Annotated in this window: 20 protein-coding genes; 3 read left to right on the top strand and 17 right to left on the bottom strand. The window is 54.0% G+C overall.

The features are described from left to right. The first annotated feature begins 56 nt into the window (after positions 1 to 56). Complete coding sequence (locus FHX11_RS27525) at positions 57 to 2,357, top strand: hypothetical protein (protein ID WP_184363854.1); 2,301 nt, start codon at positions 57 to 59, stop codon at positions 2,355 to 2,357. A 29-nt stretch (positions 2,358 to 2,386) separates the two neighbouring features. Here the strand turns inward: FHX11_RS27525 and FHX11_RS27520 are convergent, their stop codons facing one another. The 13 genes from FHX11_RS27520 to FHX11_RS27460 all read right to left on the bottom strand — a co-directional run bounded on the left by FHX11_RS27520 (position 2,387) and on the right by FHX11_RS27460 (position 18,197). Then, positions 2,387 to 3,130 carry a capsular biosynthesis protein gene (locus FHX11_RS27520; protein ID WP_184363851.1) on the bottom strand — a complete coding sequence of 248 codons (744 nt, stop codon included), beginning with the start codon at positions 3,128 to 3,130 and terminating at the stop codon, positions 2,387 to 2,389. Between the two features lie 326 nt (positions 3,131 to 3,456). Continuing rightward, on the bottom strand, positions 3,457 to 4,527 hold the full coding sequence (locus FHX11_RS27515) for a GSCFA domain-containing protein (RefSeq protein WP_184363848.1): 1,071 nt from the start codon (positions 4,525 to 4,527) through the stop codon (positions 3,457 to 3,459). Continuing rightward, on the bottom strand, positions 4,524 to 5,336 hold the full coding sequence (locus tag FHX11_RS27510) for a hypothetical protein (protein WP_184363845.1): 813 nt from the start codon (positions 5,334 to 5,336) through the stop codon (positions 4,524 to 4,526). The genes FHX11_RS27515 and FHX11_RS27510 overlap by 4 nt, the downstream gene beginning before the upstream one ends. A gap of 70 nt (positions 5,337 to 5,406) precedes the next feature. Then, complete coding sequence (locus tag FHX11_RS27505; protein ID WP_184363842.1) at positions 5,407 to 7,563, bottom strand: hypothetical protein; 2,157 nt, start codon at positions 7,561 to 7,563, stop codon at positions 5,407 to 5,409. Between the two features lie 54 nt (positions 7,564 to 7,617). Beyond that, positions 7,618 to 9,348 carry a glycosyltransferase family 2 protein gene (locus FHX11_RS27500; protein WP_184363839.1) on the bottom strand — a complete coding sequence of 577 codons (1,731 nt, stop codon included), beginning with the start codon at positions 9,346 to 9,348 and terminating at the stop codon, positions 7,618 to 7,620. Between the two features lie 88 nt (positions 9,349 to 9,436). Continuing rightward, positions 9,437 to 10,549 (bottom strand): NAD-dependent epimerase/dehydratase family protein, encoded by a 1,113-nt coding sequence (locus FHX11_RS27495; protein WP_184363835.1) that lies wholly within the window; start codon positions 10,547 to 10,549, stop codon positions 9,437 to 9,439. A gap of 445 nt (positions 10,550 to 10,994) precedes the next feature. Continuing rightward, a complete protein-coding gene (locus FHX11_RS27490; protein WP_184363832.1) occupies positions 10,995 to 11,987 on the bottom strand; it encodes an IS481 family transposase in 993 nt (330 codons plus the stop codon). Between the two features lie 122 nt (positions 11,988 to 12,109). Next, positions 12,110 to 13,126 (bottom strand): diguanylate cyclase, encoded by a 1,017-nt coding sequence (locus tag FHX11_RS27485; RefSeq protein ID WP_348649743.1) that lies wholly within the window; start codon positions 13,124 to 13,126, stop codon positions 12,110 to 12,112. Between the two features lie 455 nt (positions 13,127 to 13,581). After that, positions 13,582 to 14,313, bottom strand: coding sequence for a molybdate ABC transporter substrate-binding protein (locus FHX11_RS27480; RefSeq protein WP_184363826.1), 732 nt, complete (start codon positions 14,311 to 14,313; stop codon positions 13,582 to 13,584). Beyond that, on the bottom strand, positions 14,310 to 15,098 hold the full coding sequence (locus tag FHX11_RS27475) for an ABC transporter ATP-binding protein (protein WP_348649742.1): 789 nt from the start codon (positions 15,096 to 15,098) through the stop codon (positions 14,310 to 14,312). The genes FHX11_RS27480 and FHX11_RS27475 overlap by 4 nt, the downstream gene beginning before the upstream one ends. Then, positions 15,088 to 16,110: an iron ABC transporter permease gene (locus FHX11_RS27470; RefSeq protein WP_184363824.1), complete on the bottom strand. Its 1,023-nt coding sequence runs from the start codon at positions 16,108 to 16,110 to the stop codon at positions 15,088 to 15,090. Before FHX11_RS27470 ends, FHX11_RS27475 begins: the two co-directional genes overlap by 11 nt. Further along, entirely contained in the window at positions 16,107 to 17,108 is a 1,002-nt protein-coding gene (locus FHX11_RS27465) for an ABC transporter substrate-binding protein (RefSeq protein ID WP_281411649.1), read from the bottom strand. Before FHX11_RS27465 ends, FHX11_RS27470 begins: the two co-directional genes overlap by 4 nt. A 204-nt stretch (positions 17,109 to 17,312) precedes the next feature. Further along, positions 17,313 to 18,197, bottom strand: a complete 885-nt coding sequence (locus tag FHX11_RS27460) for a LysR substrate-binding domain-containing protein (protein WP_184363817.1) — start codon at positions 18,195 to 18,197, stop codon at positions 17,313 to 17,315. Between the two features lie 92 nt (positions 18,198 to 18,289). Between FHX11_RS27460 and FHX11_RS27455 the strand changes: the two genes are divergently transcribed. Continuing rightward, a complete protein-coding gene (locus FHX11_RS27455; protein ID WP_184363814.1) occupies positions 18,290 to 18,703 on the top strand; it encodes a VOC family protein in 414 nt (137 codons plus the stop codon). A gap of 23 nt (positions 18,704 to 18,726) precedes the next feature. Continuing rightward, positions 18,727 to 19,671 carry a glyoxylate/hydroxypyruvate reductase A gene (locus tag FHX11_RS27450; protein WP_184363811.1) on the top strand — a complete coding sequence of 315 codons (945 nt, stop codon included), beginning with the start codon at positions 18,727 to 18,729 and terminating at the stop codon, positions 19,669 to 19,671. Positions 19,672 to 19,731: 60 nt separating this feature from the next. On the opposite strand, the gene FHX11_RS27445 is transcribed toward FHX11_RS27450, so the two are convergent. The 4 genes from FHX11_RS27445 to FHX11_RS27430 all read right to left on the bottom strand — a co-directional run bounded on the left by FHX11_RS27445 (position 19,732) and on the right by FHX11_RS27430 (position 24,823). Further along, positions 19,732 to 20,619 (bottom strand): shikimate dehydrogenase, encoded by an 888-nt coding sequence (locus FHX11_RS27445; RefSeq protein ID WP_184363808.1) that lies wholly within the window; start codon positions 20,617 to 20,619, stop codon positions 19,732 to 19,734. 129 nt (positions 20,620 to 20,748) lie between these two features. Then, entirely contained in the window at positions 20,749 to 21,417 is a 669-nt protein-coding gene (locus tag FHX11_RS27440) for a TetR/AcrR family transcriptional regulator (protein ID WP_184363805.1), read from the bottom strand. 74 nt (positions 21,418 to 21,491) lie between these two features. Next, on the bottom strand, positions 21,492 to 23,381 hold the full coding sequence (locus FHX11_RS27435) for a sugar phosphate isomerase/epimerase and 4-hydroxyphenylpyruvate domain-containing protein (RefSeq protein WP_184363802.1): 1,890 nt from the start codon (positions 23,379 to 23,381) through the stop codon (positions 21,492 to 21,494). Positions 23,382 to 23,485: 104 nt separating this feature from the next. Next, positions 23,486 to 24,823 (bottom strand): MFS transporter, encoded by a 1,338-nt coding sequence (locus FHX11_RS27430; RefSeq protein WP_184363799.1) that lies wholly within the window; start codon positions 24,821 to 24,823, stop codon positions 23,486 to 23,488. Positions 24,824 to 25,005: the final 182 nt, after the last annotated feature.

Here is a 25,005-nt window from a genome sequence, read left to right as displayed (position 1 = left end):
TAAACGCATTGGCCCTCTTTTTACCCTTCTAGGAAACCAGTTCTGGATATCATGCAATGGATCGACGCTCGCTTCTCAGGCTATTTTCCGGTGCGATTGTCGAACGAGTTGGTATCTCAAGGACAAATGGCCGCTCTTCATTTGAAGATGCCGGCACTTCGACGGACGCACATCGAACCGCATCATACCTCGAAGCGACCGGCCTACCAATCAATGTAGGCTCTGGTCTTATAAGTAAAAGTTCTACCCGCGGCAATTTGATCGTCGAATTGGACGAAGCATCGCTATCTTCTCTTGCCCTGGCCAACGGAGCTTCACAACGCACAGATAATCTTGCAGATATTCCTGATCTTGGTGCCGCCCAAAACAACCTTCAAATTGAAGCTTCCTTTGCGGACGTTTCCACTGCCATATCAGCAGCAATCCCGGCGCGGAGTAGAAGAATCAGCATTCAATTTTATGATCTGAGAACGATGTCGCGAAACGCAGCGGCAAAGTATCGCCGGATCAGCTTGGCGGACATTACAGATTTCCCAAAGCTCTCATTTTTTCGCTCCAACGATCGCTTCATGCCGGATGGCTCAACCGACAATACGAACGGCGGCTATTGGCTTATAGATGTTCCATTGCTTCGACCAGAAATGCTGGGCGCGCAAATTAACGTCGCGGCATTTGATAGCGGACCGGCCTTACAAGCCACAATCGATGTGGGCAGTCTACTCGGAGTTGCTGTACAACTGCCAATTGGCACCATCTACACTTCTCAAACAATCAACATTTATACCCAATCGGTATTGAGTGGGTATGGGAAAAGCCAGTCATTTATCAAGCTCCAAAACGGAGCCGGAATCGCAAATGATCGAAAAGCTATTCTACAAACAAAAGGTTTTTTTGGCTTAGTTGATAGCACGGTTAAACTCATCACAGATCCGAAGATTACATGGGGTTTCAGTATCACCGGAATTACGATCGATGGCAATCGTCAGAATAACTATGGAGGATCATCCGGAACCCGTTTTGCAGGTGTCGGAACCGATAAATGGGATGGTGGTGGCATCCGTTTGTACGGACGGCGATACGTTATTCAAGATGTCGGAATACAGTATTGTGCAGGCATTGGCTTCTATTCAGAGCTTGGAAACGTCGCTCGGCCGCCTCCCTCAGATTGGTCATATAATGCCCTGAATAATCAGGCGGGAAATATTCGAGACTTCAATGTAAGCAATTGTTCATACGAAGGATTTGTGTTTCGGGGCCCCGGCGACATTCTTATCGACAATGTCACGGCAGAACTCTGCTTTTACCCGGACGAAATGTATTATGGAACGGAGATGCCCTCGCTCATGTTTCCTACCGAAAACATTACTGGCATGGTGTGGGCGGATAAGACGTCAAATAACGCTGTTGCGGGTTGTGAACTGGGGTTTATCCATAGTCACACCCATAAAAATGGCTGCGGCATAAGGCTCCAAGGAGATGTTTTTCTACGCATTCGTTCAGACAATTTGACCTCCGAAGGCTGCCTTGGCGGCATAAAAGTGCGAGGGCATGTCCTTGGGCAACTCAACAAAGTTAATATTCGAAACCAAAACATCGGCAATGGTTCCTTACCCGACTTTGATTTTCAAACGACCGACATTCTCTACGTAGCGGAATATGAAAATAGAGCCGCACAAGGAAACAAAGGCTCGGTACGACTGCTCGCTAGTTCAACCAACTTGCAATTTGGTACACTTACATTTCATGGTGGCACTGCTGGCCACGGCATAGTATTTGAAAGTACGGTACGCCATTCCATAATAAATCAAGTATTCATACATGATTTTCGCGGCATTGCTCCCGATGGAAATCCATCAAGAGCAATTTGGACTAAACGCGGGAGCACTAATATATATATAGGCTGTGCACTAATAGTAAATAATTCAGTCGGCTGGCACAACGATTCGACTGGCGATCTCGTGATAAAATCAGGCAAAATTGAAGGAAATACGGTTGCCTACCCGGGAATAATTCCCTTGGATTTCGCATCATCTCCCTCCTTACCGTCATTGAAGCAATGTGGATTCAGTATAAATGATGGTAAGTCAACGAAGTTTGCTACCTTCAATGGCTCAGCGTCCATCGATCCTGGCAATATAGTGACCGAGCAAACGTTAACTTGGACACATAACATGTGGCGCACCCCCACGATCAGTGAAGTAACCTGGAATTACATGACGAACGGAACTAAACGGCCAACCCTGAAATACATGGAAATCACAGGGACCAATGCTACCTCCATAACTGGGCGGATGTTTTTTTCTACTGCAGGCAACGGAACTTCCGAAGGATCGGCATGCACAGTTGCAGTGTCCTAGAAAAGCATGAAAGCCCCAAAAGCAGGCCCTTAGCCCTCCAACAACCGTCTTCTCAGTAAACGTTCGATAGCAAGTCCTAAACAAAGAGCAACGACGGCGAAGCTAACAACGTATTCTTCATTTATTAACTTGTCGCTATAACTTGCGTAAAATGCAGTACGCATCCATTCAACACACTGTAGAACTGGATTGAAAGATAAGATATATGAGATACTGTCTGGTAAGTTCGAGGCAACAAACATCGTCCCTGAAGAAATATACAAGCATATTAGAACAATCTGCCAAACCGTTAATAGAAATGGCTGCATCATTCCAAGGACACCAACAAGTATACCACATCCAAAAGCAAGAAATATTACTGCCAAATACGCACCGACCGCGCGCTCCAGGTCAAACGGCCACGGATTTTGTCCTGTTGCCCACAATATAATCATGATCGCCATAAGCGTTATACAGGCGGCTATGAATTCCAAAAAAGCCCGTCCAAACATAACGTCAAGCGACCTTACGATTGGGAAAGCCATCATTGGCCTATTCTGCGTAACCGACCATCCCATAAAACGCGACACATACATGAACGCTAAAGTGGGGACGAGTCCCGTTGCATAGAAGAGCGCAGCACTTTCTCCATAAAGCGGAGCACCATGTCCCGCAGCGGCATGAATTAATATTAAGACGCCCATGTGAATCAAAGGCCAAATCGGGACAATTATAAATCCAAGTCCATGATTAAAAAAACGCGTACGCATATCACGAAGGATAACCGCGCTCATAACGTTCTTTTTACTAATTAAGGCATCTGCGATTAGATACCTTCGCGGTCGCAAGCTAGCCATCGCCATGAAGCAAAATGTCCGTTAAAACGATAATGATAATTTCAACTTCTTGTAACACGCCATCGTGAAAATCAGGAACATCTCAAGAAACCTTCACTATGATAGTTAACATCGTCGCCCAGACAACTCGCAACACAGTTCGCAGCCGAGCATGTTGAAGTAAGTTAGAAAGTCCACTTGCCGCAGAGCCGTCCTACATACAACCTGATAAAATCGCGATCGGAGAAAAATAGTCATCGATAACTATTAGTTCCTCCACGGCGTCAGCCCTCTAGGAGCTGCTCATCACATTCTACTTCAACAAAAGCTTCCGATGCCTGTCTTATCCGAAAATCAGAATCGTTTGTCTTTACTATAGGCGCAGCCTCCTGCGAGGAAGACGCGAGAAAATGGCGACTAAATACACGCATCACATGATCCACTCCAATCTCGGCAATGTCACGCAGATTCGACGCATAATAAGCTCCCGCAGCATGCTGCCCTGTGACAATCTCATAAGAAGGGAAATAGTAGATATCCTTATACTCCTGAGAAATGGTTTCACATACTACGCGCAAAACAGATTTCGAATACGTAGTGGCTACCAAAACATGCTGCTTTTCCTTCGTAGCTGCCAAAGGAACTGGAGATACTGTCAAAATCACGCGAGAAAGGGGATTAACGCCCCTCAATAAATCAATGAACTCCCGCATGTCCGATAAAATCTCATCATAAGTAAAATTATGAAATTTATGCTTATCTGGGTTAAATACTCCATCTGAAACACCGGGGCAGATCGGATAAACAATACCATCTACCGTGCTAATCCAGCTCTCCGTCAACCCTAGAGTAAATATAAATACATCCAACCCCTCAAACATCTCGCGTACACATTTCAAATGATGTTCGCGATCTCCTCTCAGCTCTGATAAGGTCTTATATCCTCCAGGCTGTACTGTGGGCCTCAGGGGGTCAACATAAACATGTTTTGTGTTCCAGTGATCATCCTCTGGAGTTATCGTGCCATACGCTCGCTTAAACAACTGCAGAAGTTGCCGCGCGGTATAAATATTTCCATAACGCGCCGAAAAAACACGATAACCCTGTTCCTTTGCTACCGCATCTCCAAATACTGGGCTAATATCTTCAGATATATAATAGTTATACCCAATTAAGCTCAGGCGCCGCGCAAGATGTTGCGCAAAACAACTCCCTGCGGTTGCAATACGGTGCTCTCTCTTTATGAACTTCGGGCTAAATACGACCGGATCGATATCTTCAACAGCAACTTTACCAACGGAACGAGACCAGAAAGCATAATCAGGTAAGTCGATGTAAGGATGTTTTTTTTTCATTTATTCACTCCTTCGACGAACTTACCGAGCTGCAACCAAACGTTCTTCAGAACTTCTTCTCCATACCAGGCAGAACCGTGAGTAGCATCGTTATTCCATGCCTGCCTCACTCGATAACCCGTCTCATCTTGAGTTGATGACGGTACGGTAAGAAAGGTCCATAGCCTTTCCGAAGCTCCTTCCTGCAAGACCATTCTATTCAGCAGCCACAACTTATATCGCAATAGTGGCAGGCTTGGCCTGAGATCTTCTTTAGAATAATTCTCCTTAAACCATTGGTCCATATTCTTAGTGATATGTTCATTTGATTCTATCGGCGAAGGTGGCTCCAACCAAATTAATTGATCAGGCTTTGCATGTCTGGCCGCCAACGAAAAGAAATTAAAAAAAGGTTCGTACTGCTTTCGAAAATAAGCTAAAAACTGCTCAACTGGTACAATCCTAGCATCGCGTGCGACAGGCAAATCAGAACGGCCAGGAATAATCACATCGAACTTTTGTCGCTGTTCAATCAGACCCATAGCGTTATGAATATTGCCCGATAGCGCCGAAATGAAAACTCGCTGAACATCTCTGTTAAAGAAACCCTCTTTTTCGAGAGCATAACCAATTGCCTGATTTATTTTCTCTTCTCCCTTGGCGTCTGTGACAATCAAGGGAGAAGTCCACTTATTCCTCGCATCGATTGGAATGAATATCCATCTCACGTCGGGTAAGGCATTCGCAATACTTGTTTTGGAAACGGCCGCAGCGCGCAATGCTTGCAAATGACTGTTGCCAATAAATACCAAAAGCTTATTCTCAGCCATTACCCACCTTACCATACTCCGCAGATGACCACATAAGTCATTAGCCCAGATCGAGGGATTTTAACTAATACTACAGCGTAGGCACAGCATTTAAAAGTGGTGCATTGTGCAATATGGCGGGTGGAGACGCCGACATAGGATTTCTTCCCATAGTGAAATAATCAACAAGCGAGCTACGCACGTTTTCCACTAGATGAGCCGCAAGGCCCTCCGCGCCGGTTTCCTCATAAACGGCGCGCATCTTTGCCGCTTCATCAAGCCTACGCATAAGTGTTGCCGGAAAGAAAATGTCGCCTATAGGGACTTGATGATGAAACAAATTGAAAGCAACCAACCGCCTTTGTAAATCACGGAACCGCTCAAGATCGCCACCAGATTGGAGATCTTCCAGAGTCGGCATATGCGCGGGCAATACAAAAGAAGCGCGCCCCATCGTTACCGTTGTCGTACCCATTAACATCGCTTCAAATCCAACAGAACTATTCACGGTAACTACAGCATCAACTCCTGCTAATAGTCCCAATTTCTCGGTTTGGGTGAGCTCGTTATCGTACCATACGATCCACTCCGATTCCTGTGCATCGCACCATTCTCGGCAAAGATTATTATCCGCCTCAGTGTATGCACTTTTATTGGCAAACGGATGTGGCCGGATAAGGCAAGCCCACCCGCTTGCAACCAATGCTGGGATGACCTCAACCAAAAAATCCCGAAATGACGTATATTGCTCGGCATGCAACAAAAAATTTGCATCATCTGCAAGCTGCAATGGAATAAGCGCGACACGCTTGGCGCCTCTTTCCATCATCTGCTCAACAATTTCTGGAATCTTTGGAACATTGATCCCGCTGCGCGCGACGAAAGTGTCAAGCCAATCTTCCGATTCAAGTTTGGGCAGGAGAAAATTCGAAGGCAGCTTCGATAAAACACTATCTCCATTAACCCCGAAAGGGTCGCAATGCCCGGTTTCCACAAATGGCTGACGTGTAGGGCCTAACTCAAGTGAGACATGAGAGATATTGTTTTCTTTGGCATAAGCAGCGACTGCACCATTGACGCCGAATGTTAGAACAGTCCGAAACGGGAATACGTCATAACTCTTATCCAAAAGGATCAGCTGTTGCTCGAACGCAACCCCTTTACCTCGCATCAAATCTTTCCAAATAGCAACAGAATCTTTGTTCCAGTCGAGATTCGGGCCTAATAAATGCTCTAGCATTCTGACAGATTCATAATCCATTCGGAATGCCCAGTTCTTTTGGCCGAATGTCGAAATAAGTGGCGAATAACGCGCAGAATGCGCTACCCTCAAATGGCCATAATCAAAACGCTTGGGTAGTTGTGACATCCCCAGACCCATGCTGTAAACCACCCAATTATAGGCCGTCCCTCCCCTTATGGGCAGTGGTTCAGTCCAGAGCATTACAAAAGGATCAAATTCTGGTTTGTAATTATCATGTCGAACTCTGGAGTTCACGCGCTTTCCGTTTCTCCAAAGCGCTCTTTTACGATCTACCTCCTCTTTTGTGTCATAGGTCGAAATTACCGAGTTTGAACCATCGCGACGTATTGCACGCATGAGCGCCGGCACTTTTTCTCCTGCCACGGAGAAGTCCGACGGATATTTCAAAGACAACCTAAGATGGATGTTATAATCTTCTTCATAGACGATGTTTTCATCGAATTTTAAATCCTCAGCCTTGACCTTTAGGCGATCAACCATAAAGCAGGCCATTTGATAATGAGGCCCGTCGTGAAGTTTTTGTATTCGAAAATCATTTCGAACAACGAATTTCCTTGAAACAGTATATTTATAAAATTTGGAGATAACTTGCTCAATAACGATCATGCCAGAATACGCAATCGCAGCATCAGTATCTTTCAATCGCGCTATCAGACGATTGCAGTGTTCTTGTCCAGCAAAATCATCGTAATCTAAAACCGCAAGAAAGCGAGCATCTACAGTGTTTTTAATTCCGACGTTCAGCAAATGAGTCCGCAAATCGGCAGGCTCTTTTAGGTTCACATTAACTACACGAGCATTAACGACAGAGCTCCACTCGTAATCGCCCAAAACCTCTTCAACCGCCCTAATTTGATCAGGGGAAAATCTCTGGGTTAGTATGATGGGCTCGACAGCCTCGTATGTCTGTGCCTTAAGAGAGAGTAAGCAAATCGATAGATCTTCTAGCTTGGAAATATCATGAAAACGGATCAGGATGGACACCTTGTCCTTAAGACACAATTGAGGGAGGGAAGTTCTTGTTGTCTTCACGATAAATCACCAGCGGCTTTGAGCAAAAAGGAATTCGTTATCAAAATTAGCCACACCTAATGGAGGGGATAGTCGTGGAAGATCATCGATCTTAGGCATATCCTCTAGGGAGCTATAAAAGCCTCCTTCCAAAAGCCGCTCTTCGCACCGTTTGCGAAATTGCGGATTGCCCCATTTGTGCCCGAGGTAACGCCCCGCCTCCCAACTATTCTGTCGAAAAAAGCTCGATACCGCTGTTCTGCTCGCATAGTCATGGAAATAATAAGCGTAAGGGCAGTATTTAACAAAAAAACCCGCCCTCCTGATCATCCACCCGTAATCAACATCATCACAATATAAAAAGATATTAGGGTCGAATGTGCCAGCTTTTTCCCACACGTTTCGAGGGAAAAGCGCACAGGCTGTAACAGCCCACTCTGTGTCGAATGTATGGGGATCAAAATATTTACTGTTTTCATTGGGCAGTTGAGCAGCTTCAATTGCTGCCATCCAATTATGCTTGTTGGCCATGCGCAACATACGTTCAAGTGCTCTTGGGTGGAAGAACCCATCAGGATTTAAGGTCATGTAGGCGATGCAACCCATCTCCTTAAATGCATAATTCATAAGACGAGTATGCCCCGCAGAGGAGCCCAAATTCCCATCTTTATTTTCGAGAAGAAAAACCCCATTCTCTACAAGAAGCCGCTCCATTTCTAATGGAAGTTCCGCACCATTATTTATAACAATCACGCGAACATCTATACGCTCTATACCTCGACTTTTCCTAATAGATTTAACGAGACGCCGAATTTCTTCAACTTCATTGTTATATAAAACGATACCCGCGGCGATAGTTTCGTCGAATGGTAGAGAATATTCAACGCCAAGATTCTCTTTCAGTAAATCATCATCAAGAACAATGGCACCCAACCCTTTGGGCAAAGCCAGCAACTGTGCTGAACGAATTCTAATAGCAGCAGAATCGCCGGCTTTCGAAAGGCGAAGAATCTTGTTGTTAAAGCCGGTCGGCGGAGCTCGTCCCTCCGAAATGCCGTGATCCAGATAATGCTGTAAAGGCTCTATGCCCGCAGCCTTAACATCAGGATTCGATGCCAGATACGCGCTTTCATCAAAGACTGCTGCAACGCTAGGAGCAATGCGCGTCGATAACATCATCGACAGCGTATCCACGGTAGACTTCAATCCTGTGATCTGTGATGGCTGATATTGCAGACGAATCCGCCTGGGGCGCCTTGATTGAAGCAACTCAAGAACTTGCTCTCCCGTTCCAGTTGCAGCAATTGCCTCTGTAGTAAATCCGGGGGGGGCTTCCCGACCTTCAACTATACCATTTTCCAAATAATGCTGTAGCGCATCAACCCCGGTGTCTACATCCGGATTGACCTCAAAATAAGCTCCAACATCAAAAAGCGCGGCAATTGCGTTGGAGATATGGACTTTAAAGATAGGAAGCACATCAGGCTTCGGCATACGGGAGCGAATATAATTGGCAACCGCTTCACCATTTTTTTTCTTCTCAATTGCCTCAGGCGTGAAACCTAGCGGAGCATCTCTTCCTTCAGCTGCACCGTGCCGCAGATAATGCGTCAGCGGATCGACACCAGCTGCCCTGACATCGGGATTTGCTTCAAGATAAAGCTCAGCATCAAAAAGGTTCCGAACAGCTCCCGAAATTGCTGGAAGCTCAAACTCCTCCCGACGTTTTGCAAATGGTGCCAACCATCGAATCTGCATTACTTCACCCTCGCGCGCCTTAAGCAACTATCAAACTTCACACAATAGCAAATTGCGCGAATATCACATCTTCTTGATAAATCTCATTTCATGATGGAAAAGAAATCCTATCTTTTGCCCACACATAAAGTCGCTCCAACCCTTCTTCCAGTGAAACCTTAGGAGACCATTCTAATACAGAACGACTATAAGAAGTATCAGCAACAGCGTGGCGAATATCGCCAGGTCTAAACTCGCCTGTAATTGGAAGATCAAAACCTTCATATCCTGCCAGACGGGCCAACTTGATTGCTACATCATAAATTTTCGAGGCATTTCCGGAGCCTATGTCCAACGGCCGTTCAGGCCTCACATCTCTGCTGATGCCTGCAATCATTGCCGCCACGACGTCATCTACATAAATGAAATCGCGTGAAACTTCCCCGTCCTCATAAATTCCAATTGGTTTACCTTGAAGTAACCTTGATATGAAAATAGATAAAACTCCAGTATACGGATTTATCAAAGATTGACCAGCACCGAAAACATTTTGAAAACGGTAAATAAGTAGGCGGGCATTCGACGTTGAAAGGATACTTCTTGCTAGATGCTCTTGCGTGAGCTTGGTAGCCGCATACACTGAAAGCGGAGTAGGTGTGATTATAGAGGATGATGGTATGGATGTTAATTCTAGACCATTTGAGTCGTAGACTCCAAAACGACCAGCCTCGAGGTCCCCTAAACGCCTAACGACATTAGCCATCAAACGATGTTGTGAATTAATGTAAGCACCCTCGCCATAGACTGCTCGAGATGAAGTCAGTAGAAACCAATCCAGTTCTCGGCCCATCGCTCTAATGCCTTCAAACAGATAAGTCGTACCCATAATATTGACATCGGCGTATCGGCTAATCTCATCATGAGACTGTCCCGTACCAGTTTCTGACGCAAGATGGGCTATGGCATTGGGTCGAAAGCGTTTGATGGTTTCCCTCAACAACGAAGCATCGCGCACGTCACCTCTAATAAATTCAACCTTCGGCCCAAAAATTGGCGGAACGGCCTCGTTTCCGTGTACCTGAGGGTGAAGATTGTCGTAGACCAAAATTTCATTTTCTGCAGACATCTCCAGACGCCTCACAAAATATGATCCGATAAACCCAGCCCCTCCGGTAACAAGAATACGCAAAATTTCCTCCGGTTTTTTGACTAAACGCAACATTCGCATTTCATTCAAATTTTGCTTTCCATTGTCAATATTTAATATGCATAACTGAAGATTTAATATGCATAACTATAGTTTCGGCTTCTCAACCAAACGAAAATGTCTTCGCCCTGGAGTACGCCCCTTAGGATAGACAGGGATCAGGCTGCTGATTTACCGGCCTGCTGGATGTGAACATTACCAGGCATGGCGCCCAAATCCCGCGTTCCGCATCGCTATCGTCGCCCCTTTAAGGTCCGATTCGCGACGTAAAATCAGTGTATCCAACTATTCCAACGCTGAAGCAGCATTGCGGTGTTAGCATGATCCAATCTGTATCCGACACGATGATATGATCGCGGAAATCCTCGGCGCTCGACATGGAGTTGCGCAAATCTTCGGGGATCATAGCCATCGCATCGCTGCTCGGAGGCTTATAAGTTAGCAGCGCGCAGGCCTTAGCCTAGGTGTTTAGTCCCGGCATTTGATGGAGCGGATCGAGGGTGAAGCGTTCGGGCTGTGAAGCCCATGCTTTGCATATGAACTCGTAGGGTGTAAGGCCCTTGAGGGTCTTGAGACTGTGGCCGAAATTGTAAGCGGCGACGAAGTCGGCGAGGTGCTGACGAAGTTGATCGTGGCTTTCATAGTAGAAGCGTCTGACGGTGGCATCCTTGATGGTTCGGTTCATCCTCTCGACTTGACCGTTGATCCATGGATGCTTCGGCTTGGTCGTGCGGTGCTCGATATCGCTGGTGGCGCAGGTGTATTCGAAAGCATGAGCCCAGAAGCGTTCGCCATTGGCGATCGCCTCTTTGATCAGCGGGACAGCCGAGCCACCAGCGCCGGGTGTGGTGAACTGGATCCCGTTGTCGGTGAGCACGGTGTGGATCTTGTAGGGGATGGCCGCAATCAAGCGTAGGAGGAATTCGCGCGAGATGGCGGTGGTGGCCTTTTCGTGCAGTTCGACGAAGGCAAACTTCGAGGTGTGATCGATGGCAACGAACATGTGCAGCTTGCCCTGTTCGGTGCGCACCTCGGCAATGTCGATGTGGAAGTAGCCGATGGAGTAGCTCTTGAACTTCTTCTTCGCCGGCCTGTCGCCGTCGACATCCGGCAAGCGGCCGATGCCGTGACGCTGCAGGCAACGATGCAGCGAAGACCGCGTAAGATGCGGGATTGTCGGCTGCAGTGCATAGAGGCAGTCGTCGAGCGGCAGCAGCGCAAACCGGCGAAAGGCAACGATAACGGCCTCCTCCTCGACGGAGAGCACCGTCGATCTCGGCTCTTTCGGGCCGGTCGGAAGGTCCGCAACCGAGGACCGCTTCCGCCACTTGGCGACGGTCTTCTGATTGATCCCGTAACGCTTCGAAAGCGTTCTCAGGCTCTCTTGACTATGTTGTATCGCTCGACGGACTGCCTCTGTCGTCGTGGCGCTCCCATGAAGAACCTGGCCCATAGCGCATCCTTGATTCGGAAGACAAGGATGCTCCATCAAAGCCTAGGATCAAACACCCAGGCTTCAGCACTTCGCAGGTCGCGTTGACAGCAGCCTCGACATTCCACCCAGCCCGCTGGACCTCAAGCCGCCGCTGACAGTTCCACGCGGTTCCGGCCGCCGGCCTTTGCGCGATAGAGCGCCTTGTCCGCGGCCTCCAGGACGTATTTGAAGTCCGTCGTGGGCTCGTTGGAACATGCGATGCCGATGCTGACGGTGACATGGATGATGTCGCGATCGAATGCCAGATCGGCTGCTTCGATATCCCGGCGGATTTTTTCAGCGACGATCATGGCGGCGTTTTCGTCGGTGTTGGGCAGAAGAACGACGATCTCCTCCCCGCCATAACGGGCCGCGACATCGGTTTTTCTCACCGTCCGGCGGATCACATCCGCGACTTTCGCCAGGACGGTGTCGCCGCAGGAATGCCCCCAGGTGTCGTTGATCTTCTTGAAGTGGTCGATATCAAGCATGATGATCGAGAACGGGGTGCGCCGGCTTCCGGCTTCCTTGCTGCAGCGATCGCCCTCCCGCTGCAGGACACGACGGTTGGGAAGCTTCGTCAGCGGATCGACGCTGGCTTCATTCTCCAGCGCGCGCTGGATGCCGACGCGATATCGCTCTCTCTGAAGAAGATCGGACAACAGGATCACACCCAGTATATTGACGATTGTGACCGGAAGGGTTGCCGAAACGAGAAGCTCCCACGCAAGTTGGGACGGCAGGAACAGGAGAACGACCAGCGACGTCATCGTCGAGAAACCGAACAGAGCCGATTGCTTCCAGCCAGACCCCAGCCATTGCCGCGGCAAGAGCGTCAGGAGATATCCCGTCAGCGCGACGATCAAGATGCTGGCAGACCCTCCAACGGCGCCGATACCGCCAATCGCCAACCGAAAGACAGCCATCATGACGGCAGCGACCACGGTCCCAAGAGGACCGCTGTACAGTGGCGCCAGAACGAGCAGGATGGAGCGGCCATCGTGGAGGATGCCCGGCGCCAACAGAATCGGATCACTCATCGACAGGATGCCGCCCAGGCCAAAAAGAAGCCCGACGGCCAGGGATTTGAGAGCGCCGCGCTCGACGGTCCGGATCACTCCGGAATATGCGTAGACGATTATAGCCACCTGGCCCAGGATGCGAACGAATGAGGGCAGATGCGTTTGTATTTCCATAATAGCCATTGCTCTTTTTTAAGAGCCGCAAGACACGGCCCCGTTCACTTTGGCCTGCAAGGCGGCGGTTAGCGCCGACCTTGCGGCCCAATGCACTGCTTCAAATTAGCCCAACCGGGGTAAATATCCAACATTGCTCAATCATCGCTCAATCATCGAGGCATCGATCGCAAGCCCCACCTTACTTGCGTGTGATAATACCAAAAAATCACAACCGCGCAGCATCTATCTCATCGAGCTTGTCGCAATTCGTATGATGAAGGCGTCCGGCTTTTGTCGCGCCCCATGGCAGCCCGACATCGCGGCGCGGCCCTCTCGTCGGTCCGCAATCGATGCGTTCCGCCGGAGGTAGGCATCGTCGAGACACGGCGAACAGCTCATTCGACAGCCAGGAAGCCAAAGCTCTTCAATATCGCCTGCCCTTGATCGGACACGATAAAATGCCTCAGTCGCCGCGCATCGTCAGACGCATCCTTGCGCAGCGCCAGGCCATATTCGATTGTCGGGGCGAATTGCCGCGGGATTTCGACCACATTGAACGCCGGATCTTCCTCCAGCATGCGGGCGCCGGAATAGTAGCTGAGGAAAAGGTCAGCCGCGCCCTCGGCGATGAGATGGCCGACGCCTTTTCCCGGCGGCATGAGTGGCGAATCGCGGCCGCCGACGAGCTGCCGCGCTCGCGCCTTCAAGGTCTCGTCCATGCCCTTATGGATCTTGCCGATACGGTCGAAGACGTCGAACGCATAGTCGCCGGAGGGGTCGTCTCCGGGCGTCGAGATGCCGATCTTGACCGTTGGCTCGCCGAGGATATGGAGAAAGTTCTCGGTCGTAAGACCGAGATCGGCGCGGGCGAGCACGCAAAGCCGGTTGCGCGCAAAACAGATGACGTCCTCGACAATTCCGGCAAATGCGAGACGCAGCGGATGCTCCATATTGGCGGAAGCGAAAAGATCGAACGGCTCGCCCGCCTCGATCCGCTCGCGCAAAAGGCCGGCCGGGCCAAGCGACAGGGAAACCGCAATTCCGCTTTGCTGTTTGAAGGCCATGACGATCGCGGGAAAGGCATGGCGCATGCTGCCGGCGGACAGAAGCTGAACGGGGTCGCTCATCGACGCCCTCCCTTTCGATCTCTTTGCTGGAACAGCGGCATGAAGGCGGTTTCGTCATGCCGTCCGTCGCCCAGATGCGCCGAGCGGATCGGGATGCCGTAGAGCGCTTCCAGATTGGCCTCGGTCATGACGTCCTTCACGGTTCCAAAAATGGTCTCGGCATGGTCGAGCATCAGCAGGACCTTGTCGGCGACAGCGACGGCATGGTTCGGTTGATGCGTGGTTAAGGCGATCGCAAGCTTGCTGTCGTCGGCCAGCGCGGCAAGCAGCGACAACACCACCTCCTGGTTTTTCAGGTCGAGCGCCGAAGCCGGTTCATCCAGAAGCAGCACGGCGTTTTCGCCGGCCAGCGCCCGCGCGATCAGCACGAGTTGGCGCTCGCCGCCGGACAGAGCATTGATGTCGCGATGGGCGTGATCCGCCATGCCGGTGGCGCTAAGCGCCTCCATCGCCTTTTCGCGATCGCTCTTGCCTGGCATGTCAAAGAGCGCGATATGACGCGCGCGTCCCATCAGAACCACATCCAACACCGAATACGGAAAGGAGCCGGCAAATTCCTGCGGGACGAAGCCGGTATGCGCGTTCAAGTGCAATCGTCCCGATCGCGGCTTGAGAAGCCCCGCCATCACCCGCAGCAAGGTCGATTTACCGCGTCCGTTCGGACCCAGTATGGCGGCAATCTCTCCCGCCTTCAGATCGAGATCGAGATCCCGGAACTGCCAGCGCTTGCCGTCATAGGAGTGGCTGGCAGCGGCAATGGACAGCATGACGGGATCAGAAGCCACGGCCGCCTCTCTGGGTCTGTCTCAGAACCAGCGCGAAGACCGGCGTGCCGATCAGAGCGCTCAGGATTCCGAGCGGGATTTCGGTGCTGGTGGCTGTTCGTGCAACGGTGTCGATTATCAGAAGATAAAGCCCGCCAAGCATCAGCGACACCGGCATGGTCACCCGATGATCTGCGCCGACCAGCATGCGCGCCATATGCGGGACGACGAGGCCGACCCAGCCGATAATGCCGCTGACGGCCACCTGCGCCGCAACGATCACGGAGACGAGAACCAGGACCGTCCAACGCAGCGGCTCGACATTGACGCCCAGCGCGCGTGCCTCCTCGTCGCCGATCGACAGGAGATTGATACGCCAGCGCAGCCCCAGAAGCAGAATGGCGCCGGTCAGCACTGGGCCGGCGATCAGAAATAGCTTTTCCCAATTGGCGGTGGCGAAGCTTCCGAGCAGCCAGAAGACCATGGCCGGCAGCTTGTCTTCGGTGTCGGCCAGATATTGGGTCAAACTTACCAACGCACCGAAAAAGCCGGTGATCACGACACCGGCCAGAACCAATGCCAGGATATTGCGGCGCGCCACGATGCCGTTGAGCCCATAGACGAGAACCAGGGCTGAGAGCCCGAAGGTAAAGGCACTCGCCAGCAAGCCGTAACGCGCAAAGCCGAGCAGGATCGCCAGTGTCCCGCCAAAAGCCGCGCCAGATGAGACGCCCATCACCTGCGGCCCAACCAGCGGATTACGGAAGACACCCTGCAAGGTCGTGCCTGACAGGGCCAGACCGGCGCCGGCAAGAAGCGCCAGGAGGATGCGCGGCATGCGTACCGTGAAGACGACATTCGCCTCCGTTGGCGTCACCGGCACGTCGGGCTGGCAAAGCGGCGACCATAGTATCGAGATGACGCGCCCAAACGGGATATCGTAGCGGCCGATCCCCAGAGAGGCGACCGCGGCAAGCAATAGAAGCCCAGCCAAGATCGCGATGATCAGTCGCGGGGGAACATTGCCGCTCATTGCCCGAGGCGATAGTCGGTGCGGTAGAACTCCCGATAATAGGCATCCGCTTGTGCCTGCATATCGATATCCTGGAAGCGCTCAGGATAGAGTTGTTTTGCCATCCAGAGTTCGCCGAGCGCCATGGCCTCCGGCATCGGATAGCCCCATGCCTTGGCATATTCGGGCATCAGATAGATGCGCCCGCTCTTCACCGCATCGATGGTCTGCCAGGACGCCGTCTTCCTGATCTCGTCGACGACGGCAGGATAGCGCTCCTGAACGAAGATGACGGATGGGTTCCAGGCCAGCACGTCTTCCATCGTCACCTGTTTGAATCCGGCGATCGAATCCGCAACGTTGCGGGCGCCGGCGCGCTCCATCATCAAGCCCGTATATTTGCCGTGCCCATAGGTGGAGAGATCGGGATTGGCCATATAGACCGGCACGCGTTCGCTTTGCTTGAGATCGGCAAGGCGATCGGCAATGAGTTTGCGCGACCTCTTGGTGGCCGCGATCATCGCTTCGCCTTTTTCCTTGCGGTCGAGGATATCGGCGATCAGCCGCACGCCGCTCGCAAAACCGACATCGATCGCGACCGGCTCGTCCTTGACCACCGGATTGAGTTTCACTGCTTCTTGCGGCGACACATCGAGAAGCGAGATGGCGACGACGGCGAGGCCACTATCTTCGATCTGCTTGATCATATCGGCCGGGGCATAGTTGGTGACAAACACCACATCGGGCCGCAGCTTCAGGAGTTCCTCGATATTCACCTTCGTAAGGCCGCCCGGCATCGGAAGGCCCGGAAGCTGCGGAGCAAGCCGCACGTAGTTGGCACCGAGCTGCTTCTTCCATTCATCGAGAACGCCGACCACCTTGCCCATGGCATCGAGCTGTACGGCAATGTTGAGCGTCTGATGCTGCAGAATGACGACGCGGTTGACGGTGTCGGGAATATGGACCTGGCGACCGATCTGGTCGGTGACGATGCGATCGGCCCAGGCCGGCGTCGACAACAGTAAGCAGCTGATAAGAAAGGTTATTTTGGCAAAAATTTCAAAACGGGCAACCATGGATGCAGATCCTTCGGAAAGAGACCGACCGCTAGCATGATATCCCTCCGTATACAACGACGTTATATTCCGTCAAATATTACGATCACCGAGCAAGGCCTTGACCGGCCGACGACAACCATCGCCTTCATATGATGCAGTGGCCCCCTATGCCGATCCGAACGATCCCTTGCCACCGCCCGCCAGGACGTCACGCATCAGCAATACCGCCTGCGGTCTGGCCGGAACGGCGGCGTGCAAGAGCACGATCTTGCGGACATAGTCCTCGCCGGCTGGAACAGGGACGATGGTCAAGCCGTCCGCACTCAATCCCGGCCATGACGGCACCAGCGCATTGCCGAGGCCCTGCGATACCAGGATGGCAATCGTCTCGAGCGCATCGAGGTCGCAGACGATATCCGGCGAGAGCTTCGAGGCCTCGAGATAGCGTGCCACCAGGCGCCCTCCCCATGAGGTCGGATCGTAGCGAATGAACGGCGTATCGGCGATATGGCGGGCAATCTCCGCGCCGCTCACATCCGCTTGCGTCAGATAAAGCAGCGGCTCCTGGCGCAGCACGTGGCCGACCAAGGATTTCGGCAAGGCAAAAGGCGGCTCGACGAGGATCGCCATATCGAGTTCGCCGGCCAGGAGCTGTTCATAGAGGAAATGCGACGCGCCGGGGACCAGCCGCAATTTAAGCTGCGGCGCCAACCGGGCGGTCTCGCGTATGGCGGACGGCAGCAGGCCGGTCAGCACCGTCGAGATCGCTCCGATCCTCAATTCCCCCGCCAGTTCGCCGCCGGCAATATCGTCCCCCAAACGATCGGCCTCCCGCAGGATGAGCCGGGCACGCGGCAGAAGCGCCAGGCATGTTTCCGTCGGGCGCACCGAGTGAGCACCGCGCGACAACAGGCTGCAATTAAGGCTGAGCTCCAGAGCCTGAATCCGCTGGCTGATGGCGGCGGGCGTCAGCTTCTCGCGCCGCGCCGCACCGGCGATCGAGCCGGTTTCGACAACCGCGATCAGGCTGCGAAGGAAGCGCGTATCCAACAGATATCCTTATGCTCTGCGAAAGAAAAAAGTAGTTTTTCTTTTCTTATGACCGTCCTATGGAAGGGTCAATCCGAAGCGAGGAGCAAGCGATGAGATCTCTTTTCCACCTGGCCTATCATGTGACCGATCTGGACGAGGCGCGCGCCTTTTACGGTGGCGTTCTCGGTTGCGAGGAAGGCCGTTCGACCGACACCTGGGTCGATTTCGATTTTTTCGGCCACCAGATTTCGCTGCATCTGGGCAAGCCTTTCGAGGTCACGCGGACCGGCAAGGTCGGCGACCACATGGTGATGATGCCGCATCTCGGCGTCGTCCTGCCTCTGGATGACTGGTTCGCCCTGGCCGACCGGCTTGAAAAAGGCGGCATTGCCTTCGATATTCCGCCGGTCGTCCGTTTCGAGGGACAGCCCGGCGAACAGCGCACCATGTTCTTCTTCGATCCCAGCGGCAATCCGATCGAGGTCAAGGGCTTCAAGGATTTCGACAGCGTCTTCGCGCATTAGAGCGTTCTTTAGGAGCTTTTACGATGAGCAGACCGATCGCAATCGTCACCCGTCTCGATGCGGCGGAGGAAATGGAATGGCGCGACCAGATCGCGGCGCTCCTGCCCGAAGAGCGCATCATCCCGTTCCGCGACATGAGCGCTGACGACCGCAGCGAAGCGGAGATCGCCATCGTCGCCAATCCCGACCCGACCGATGTCGCGGCGTTGCCTGGGCTTGTCTGGATACACAGCCTCTGGGCGGGAGTGGAAAGACTGGTGTCGGAGCTGGGTGCCGGTGCGGCGCCGATCGTCCGGCTCGTCGACCCCGAGCTGTCGCGGGTGATGGCCGAAGCCGTGCTCGCCTGGACCTACTATCTGCAGCGCGACATGCCGCTTTACCGCCGCCGGCAATCGGAAATGCTATGGCAGCCACAGGCCTATCGGCCGCCATCCACGGTCAGAATGGGTCTTCTGGGCCTCGGTGCCCTGGGAACGGCAGCGGCCAGGCGGCTGACCGAGGCGGGTTTTCCGGTCTCCGGCTGGAGCAGATCGGCGAAGTCGATCGATGGCATCGACTGTCTTCATGGCGAGGAAGGGCTGCGGCAGATCCTAGCTCAGTCGGACATCCTCGTCTGCCTACTGCCGCTGACCGCAGACACAGTAGGCCTCCTCGACGCCGAACGGCTGGGCCTTTTGAAGCAAGGCGCCTCGCTCATCAATTTTGCCCGCGGCCGGATCGTCACGACACCGGCGCTTCTGGCATCACTTGACGAGGGACGGCTCGCCCATGCCGTTCTTGATGTCTTCGAGCAGGAACCGCTGCCCGAAAGCTCACCGTTTTGGGATCATCCCGGCATCACCGTCCTGCCGCATATTTCCGCGCCGACCGACCTGCAATCGGCAAGCCGCATCGTTGCCGACAATATCCGGTCCTATCGGCAGACAGGTGCCATTCCGCGCACCATCGATATCGCTCGGGGCTATTGATCGCTCATCCCGCGACGAGGCGGGGCCTTGCGGCATGCCTCGCCTTGACCGAACGCCAATCTAACCATTGCGGGCAGATGACCGCGCCTGCAACGATTTGAAATGGGCAATCATCCGCTCGGCATCAGCCCGCCGGCCGGTGAAGAGTTCGAAGGCACCGACAGCCTGGAAGACCGCCATGCCGCCGCCATCCAGCACCTGGCAGCCTTTGCTTCTTGCCGCTTTGACAAGCTCGGTCTCAAGCGGAAAATAGACGATGTCGGCGACCCAGAAACGGGAGTTGATCAGCGCTTCATCGAGCGGCAATCCGGGATGGCCGAGCATGCCGGTCGGCGTGGCATGGACAAGGCCGGTCGCTTCGCGCAATGCGTCCGGCAGATCCTTGCCGATGACAAAAGTGCAATGCGGATGCGCCGCTTCTATCTGCGAAATCAGCGCGCTCACCCTCGCCGGATCGAGATCGTAAATTTCGATGGACTTGGCGCCCAGGCCGGCAACCGCGTGAGCGACGGCCACGCCCGCGCCGCCGGCCCCAAGCTGCACCACCCGCTCCAGCGACGCCCCCGGCAGGCCGCGGCGGAAGCTTTCGGCAAAGCCCCACCAATCGGTATTGTGGCCGAAGCGCCGGCCGTTGCGAAGGACGATGGTATTGATCGAGCGAAGTACGGCGGCATCGGCGGACAGTTCATCCACCAGATCCACGGCCGCCTGCTTGCAGGGATGGGTAATGTTGAGGCCGGCGAAACCGCTTTTCTCGGCGTTGCCGATAAGCTCGGACAGGTCCGCCACGCCACGGCCGAGCACCTGCAGGTCGATGATGTCATAGGTATAGTCCAACCCGAGACAGGCACCTTCCTGCATATGCATGGCCGGCGACAGAGAGCCGCCAATACCGGCTCCTATGAGGCCAACCTGCAGAACCTGCGGCGCGATCAATGCTTCCGACACAACTATCCTCCCTGCTCTTTTCAGAGCCTCATCAAGTCAAAGAATGACGAGTGATAAAATGTACGAACTAGTTCGTATTGTCAATTCACGGCGTCGTGCTACGGTCGGTTCGTTGTTAGAATAAGAGGATCAGCCGGCGGTCGCGGGCGTTTTCAGGTAAGCGATGATGGCATCGCAGATCATCGTCCGATGACGCTGTTTGATGTCGGGCGCGGAAAGATCGCGGTCGAAAATGGCACCGAACGTATGACGGTTGGATACCCGGAAAAAACATTGGGCGCTGATCATCATATGCAGGTCGATCGGATCGATCTCCCGCTCGAAGCTGCCGTCTTCATAGCCACGGCGCAGGATGTCGGAGATGATGTCGATGACGACGATATTCATCTGCGAGAGAACGCTGGAGCGCTTCATATGCTCGGCACGATGAATGTTTTCGACGCTGACCAGCCTGACGAAATCCGGATTCTGGTCGTCATGGTCGAAGGTGCTTTCGATCAGCCGTCGCATGGCCTGAGCCGGCGGCATGTTTTGCAGATCGAGTGCGCCTTCAAGGCTGCGGATCTTGGTATAGGCCCGCTCCAGCACGGCGAGGTACAGCCCTTCCTTGCCACCGAAATAGTAATAGATCATCCGCTTCGAGGTCTTGGTGCGCTCGGCGATCTCATCGACGCGGGCGCCGGCAAATCCTGAGGCGACGAACTCTTCCGACGCTATGCGGAGAATATTCTCCTTGGTCGCATCGGGATCGTTCTTTCTGGATCGGCTGACCACCTTCGCCGAAAGCTTCTTTTGCATGCTGGACTCGTTTCAAGGGGAATCGAAGCGTTCACACGAGTATCGCCAGCATTACCGACCAGTCAAATCGGGCCCTAAAGCTTCGGCATGCCCGCGGGCCTGAGATGCCGTCGCAAGGCGGCGATGCGGAAAATGGCGTTTGCCGCGCCGTAGCCGCGATATCCGCTGCGCTGCACGATCTCGAAAAAGAACCCTTCGCCATAGGTCGGGCTATACATCTGGAAATATTCCCCGTGCTCGTCCTTGTCGTAGAGAATATTGCGCGACTTGAGACGATCGGTGAAGTCAGGATCGAGACCGAAGCGGGCCTCCAGATCGTCATAGTAATTGGGCGAGATCGACAAGGTGACGAAGCCGTTGCGTTCGAGCGCATCGGCTGTGGCAAAAATATCGGCCGTGGTGAAGGCCAGATGCTGTATGCCCGATCCGAGCGTCTCGGCGATGAAATGGCCGGCGAGCGTGTTGCGATTTTCCGCACCGTTCAAGGTGATGCGCAAGGAGCCGGAACTGTTTTCGACCACCTGGCTGCGCACGATGCCGGCGGGGTCGATGATGTCGACCATCGGCGTTTTGCGGGCATCGAGGATCGCGGTGTAGAACAGGAGCCATGTCAGCAATTCCTCGTAGCGCATGGTCTGCGCGACGTGGTCGATCGTCTTCAGGCCGGCCGGTATAGCGCTTCCCGTGTCCTCGACGGGCACGAATTCCAGCTCCCAGATGCGTCCGAGCTCGGATGTCCGGTCGAGGAAATAGATGAGGCCGCCGCCGACGCCGTGGATGGCCGGCATCTCGATCTCGCCGGGATCGAGCGGCTGCTGGAAGCGTTCGGCTCCGAGCGCGATTGCGCGCGCCAGTGCCGCCCCGGCATCCTTGACCCAGAGGCCCATCGCATAGGCCGATTTGCCATGGACGAGATGGGAGGCACCGGCAAACCCCTTTTCTTCGGTATTGATGACGAGATTGATCTCGCCCTGGCGATAGAGGTCGACCTGCTTCGTCCTGTGACGCCCTACCCGTTTGAAGCCGAGTGTCGCGATCAGGCCCGCAAGCTGCGATGCCTCCGTTTCGTCGACGGCGAATTCGATGAAGGCGACACCCTCGACCTCCGCCTTGGCTGGCATGGCGGGGACGGAAAGCGCGTTTTCGCCTTCTGTGCGCCTGACCTCGTCACCGAGATGGATCAGCGAGCGTCGGCCATCCACGGCAATCGCGGTCGGTGATCCCCCTCGGAACTGGTCGTTGAAAATCTCGAGCGAAAGATAGCCGTCATAGCCTGTCGCGGCCACGGCGCGCATGAAATCGAGGACCGGCAATTCGCCCTCGCCCGGCATGTTACGGAAATGCCGGCTCCAATAGAGAAGATCCATGTCGATCAGCGGCGCGTCGGCAAGCTGGATGATGAAGATCTTTTCCTTCGGAATGGATCGGATGGACTCGACGCTGATCTTGCGCGACAGGGTGTGGAAGCTGTCGAGGATCAGGCCGATATTGGGATGATCGGCGCGGCGGACGATCTCCCAGGCATCGCGGTGGTCGTTGATGTGACGTCCCCAGGCGAGCGCCTCGTAGCCCACCCGCAGACCGCGTTTGGCGGCACGTTCGCCGAGTTCGTGGAAGTCGGCCGCAGCCCGGTCGAGCCCACCCAGCGCAGCCGTCGAGACGTTGGAGCAAACCAGCACCAGATCGGTGCCCATCTCCTGCATGATGTCGAATTTGCGCTCGGCACGGTCGAAGGTGCGGCTGCGCAGCGGCTCGGGCATGCCTTCGAAATCGCGGAAGGGCTGGAAGAGGGTAATCTCCAGCCCGTAGTCCCTGACGATCCGGCCGATGTCGCGCGGACTTTCATCGAAGGCGAGGAAATCGTTCTCGAAGATCTCGACACCGTCGAAACCGGCTTTTGCAATCGCGTCCAGCTTCTGCTTCAGGTCACCGCTGATCGATACAGTCGCAATCGAGGTCTTCATCTCAATTCCCGCTCCGGTAAACTGTTGCGGCTCGGACCGAATTTCCGCCGCCTTTAAAGGGTGACGGCGCCGCTCCCGATCAAGAGAGCGGCGCCGTCATGACTTCAGATGGACTGCTTTCCGACGGAGGCGGGCACGCCCTGGCTCTTCTGCTTGCCGAGTTGCGTCATCGGCGTCTTGTAAGTCTCCAGCGCCGTGGCGGCGGAGATTGCCGCGATGACGGCGGTGATCGAGGTGAAGATCGCGACGGGCATCCACCCGGTCGGGCCGGTGCCCAGCAATGCCGCGCTGATGGTCGGCGCGAAGCCGCCAAGCGCGAAGCCGATCTGCGTGCCGATCGCCATGCCGGAGAGGCGCACCCGCGTATCGAACATTTCAGCGTAGAGCGCCGGCCAGACCCCGTTCGAGGCGCTGTAGACGATGCCCGACAGCAAGATGCCGAGGATGAAGATCAATGGCAGGTCGCCCTGGCTGATCGCCCAGATATAGGGCCAGATCAGCACGGCGCAGCCGAGAGCGCCGAAGATGAAGACCGGCTTGCGGCCGATCCGGTCCGCCAGCAGTGCCCAGAGCGGGATTGCCACCAGCGCGGCGAGATTTGCGAGCACCAGCACCGTCAGCATCAGCGAGCGGTCGATATGCATCGTATTGACCGCATAGGACAGAGTGAAGACGCTGAAGATCGTGCTGACAACGGAAATCAGGGCCGCAAAGATGATGCGAACGACGTCGCTCCAGTAATTGCTGAACAGCGTCACCAGCGGCACGCCTTCCACCTCACCCTTCTTGGCTTCCTCGACGAAGGCGGGCGTCTCGGCAAGCGTCCGCCGCACCCAGAAGCCGACGATGACGACAACGAAGCTCAGGAAGAAGGGTATGCGCCATCCCCAGGCAAGCAGATCCGCTTCCGGCAATCTGGCGATGGGAATGAAGACCAGCGTCGCGAGGATAAGGCCGGTCTGGGTGCCACTCAGGGTGAAACTGGTGAAAAACGCCCGGCGATTTTCCGGGGCATGTTCGAGCGTCATGGAGTTGGCGCCAGCCTGCTCGCCAGCCGCGGAAATCCCCTGCAGCAAGCGCGCGATGACCAGAAGGATCGGCGCGAGAACGCCGACATGGTCATAGGTCGGCAGACATCCGATGATGAAGGTCGAAAAACCCATCAGAAGCAGGGTGAAGGTCAGGACCTTCTTGCGGCCGAACTTGTCGCCGATATGCCCCAGGGCAACGGCACCGAGCGGACGGGTAATATAGGCGACGCCGAAGGTCGCGAACGACGCCATGGCAGCGGCCTGCGGGTTTTCGGCGGAAAAGAAGATCTTCGGAAAGATCAGCGCCGCCGCCGTGCCGTAAACGAAAAAGTCGTAATATTCCACCGCGCTGCCCAGCCAGCTTGCAAGCGCCGCGCGCTTCGGTGTCCTTATTCCTGTCGATGTCTGCATGACCTCTCCTCCCGATGGTCCCTTGAATGATCCGCCCTGCTGAGCAAGCCGGCGGCGAATGGGGGAATTGGCATGCGACGTCGGTCTTTCAACGCGAGACCGGCCATCGATCAATCTCCTCCCAAGCTCCCGCGACAATAATGTACGAACTAGTTAGTATTGTAAACTCTCAATTTGCGGCC

Source organism: Rhizobium sp. BK602 (genome assembly GCF_014195095.1).
GTDB lineage: Bacteria > Pseudomonadota > Alphaproteobacteria > Rhizobiales > Rhizobiaceae > Rhizobium.
Note: the sequence above shows the minus strand (reverse complement) of the source record. Positions and strands in the feature narration are given on the sequence as shown.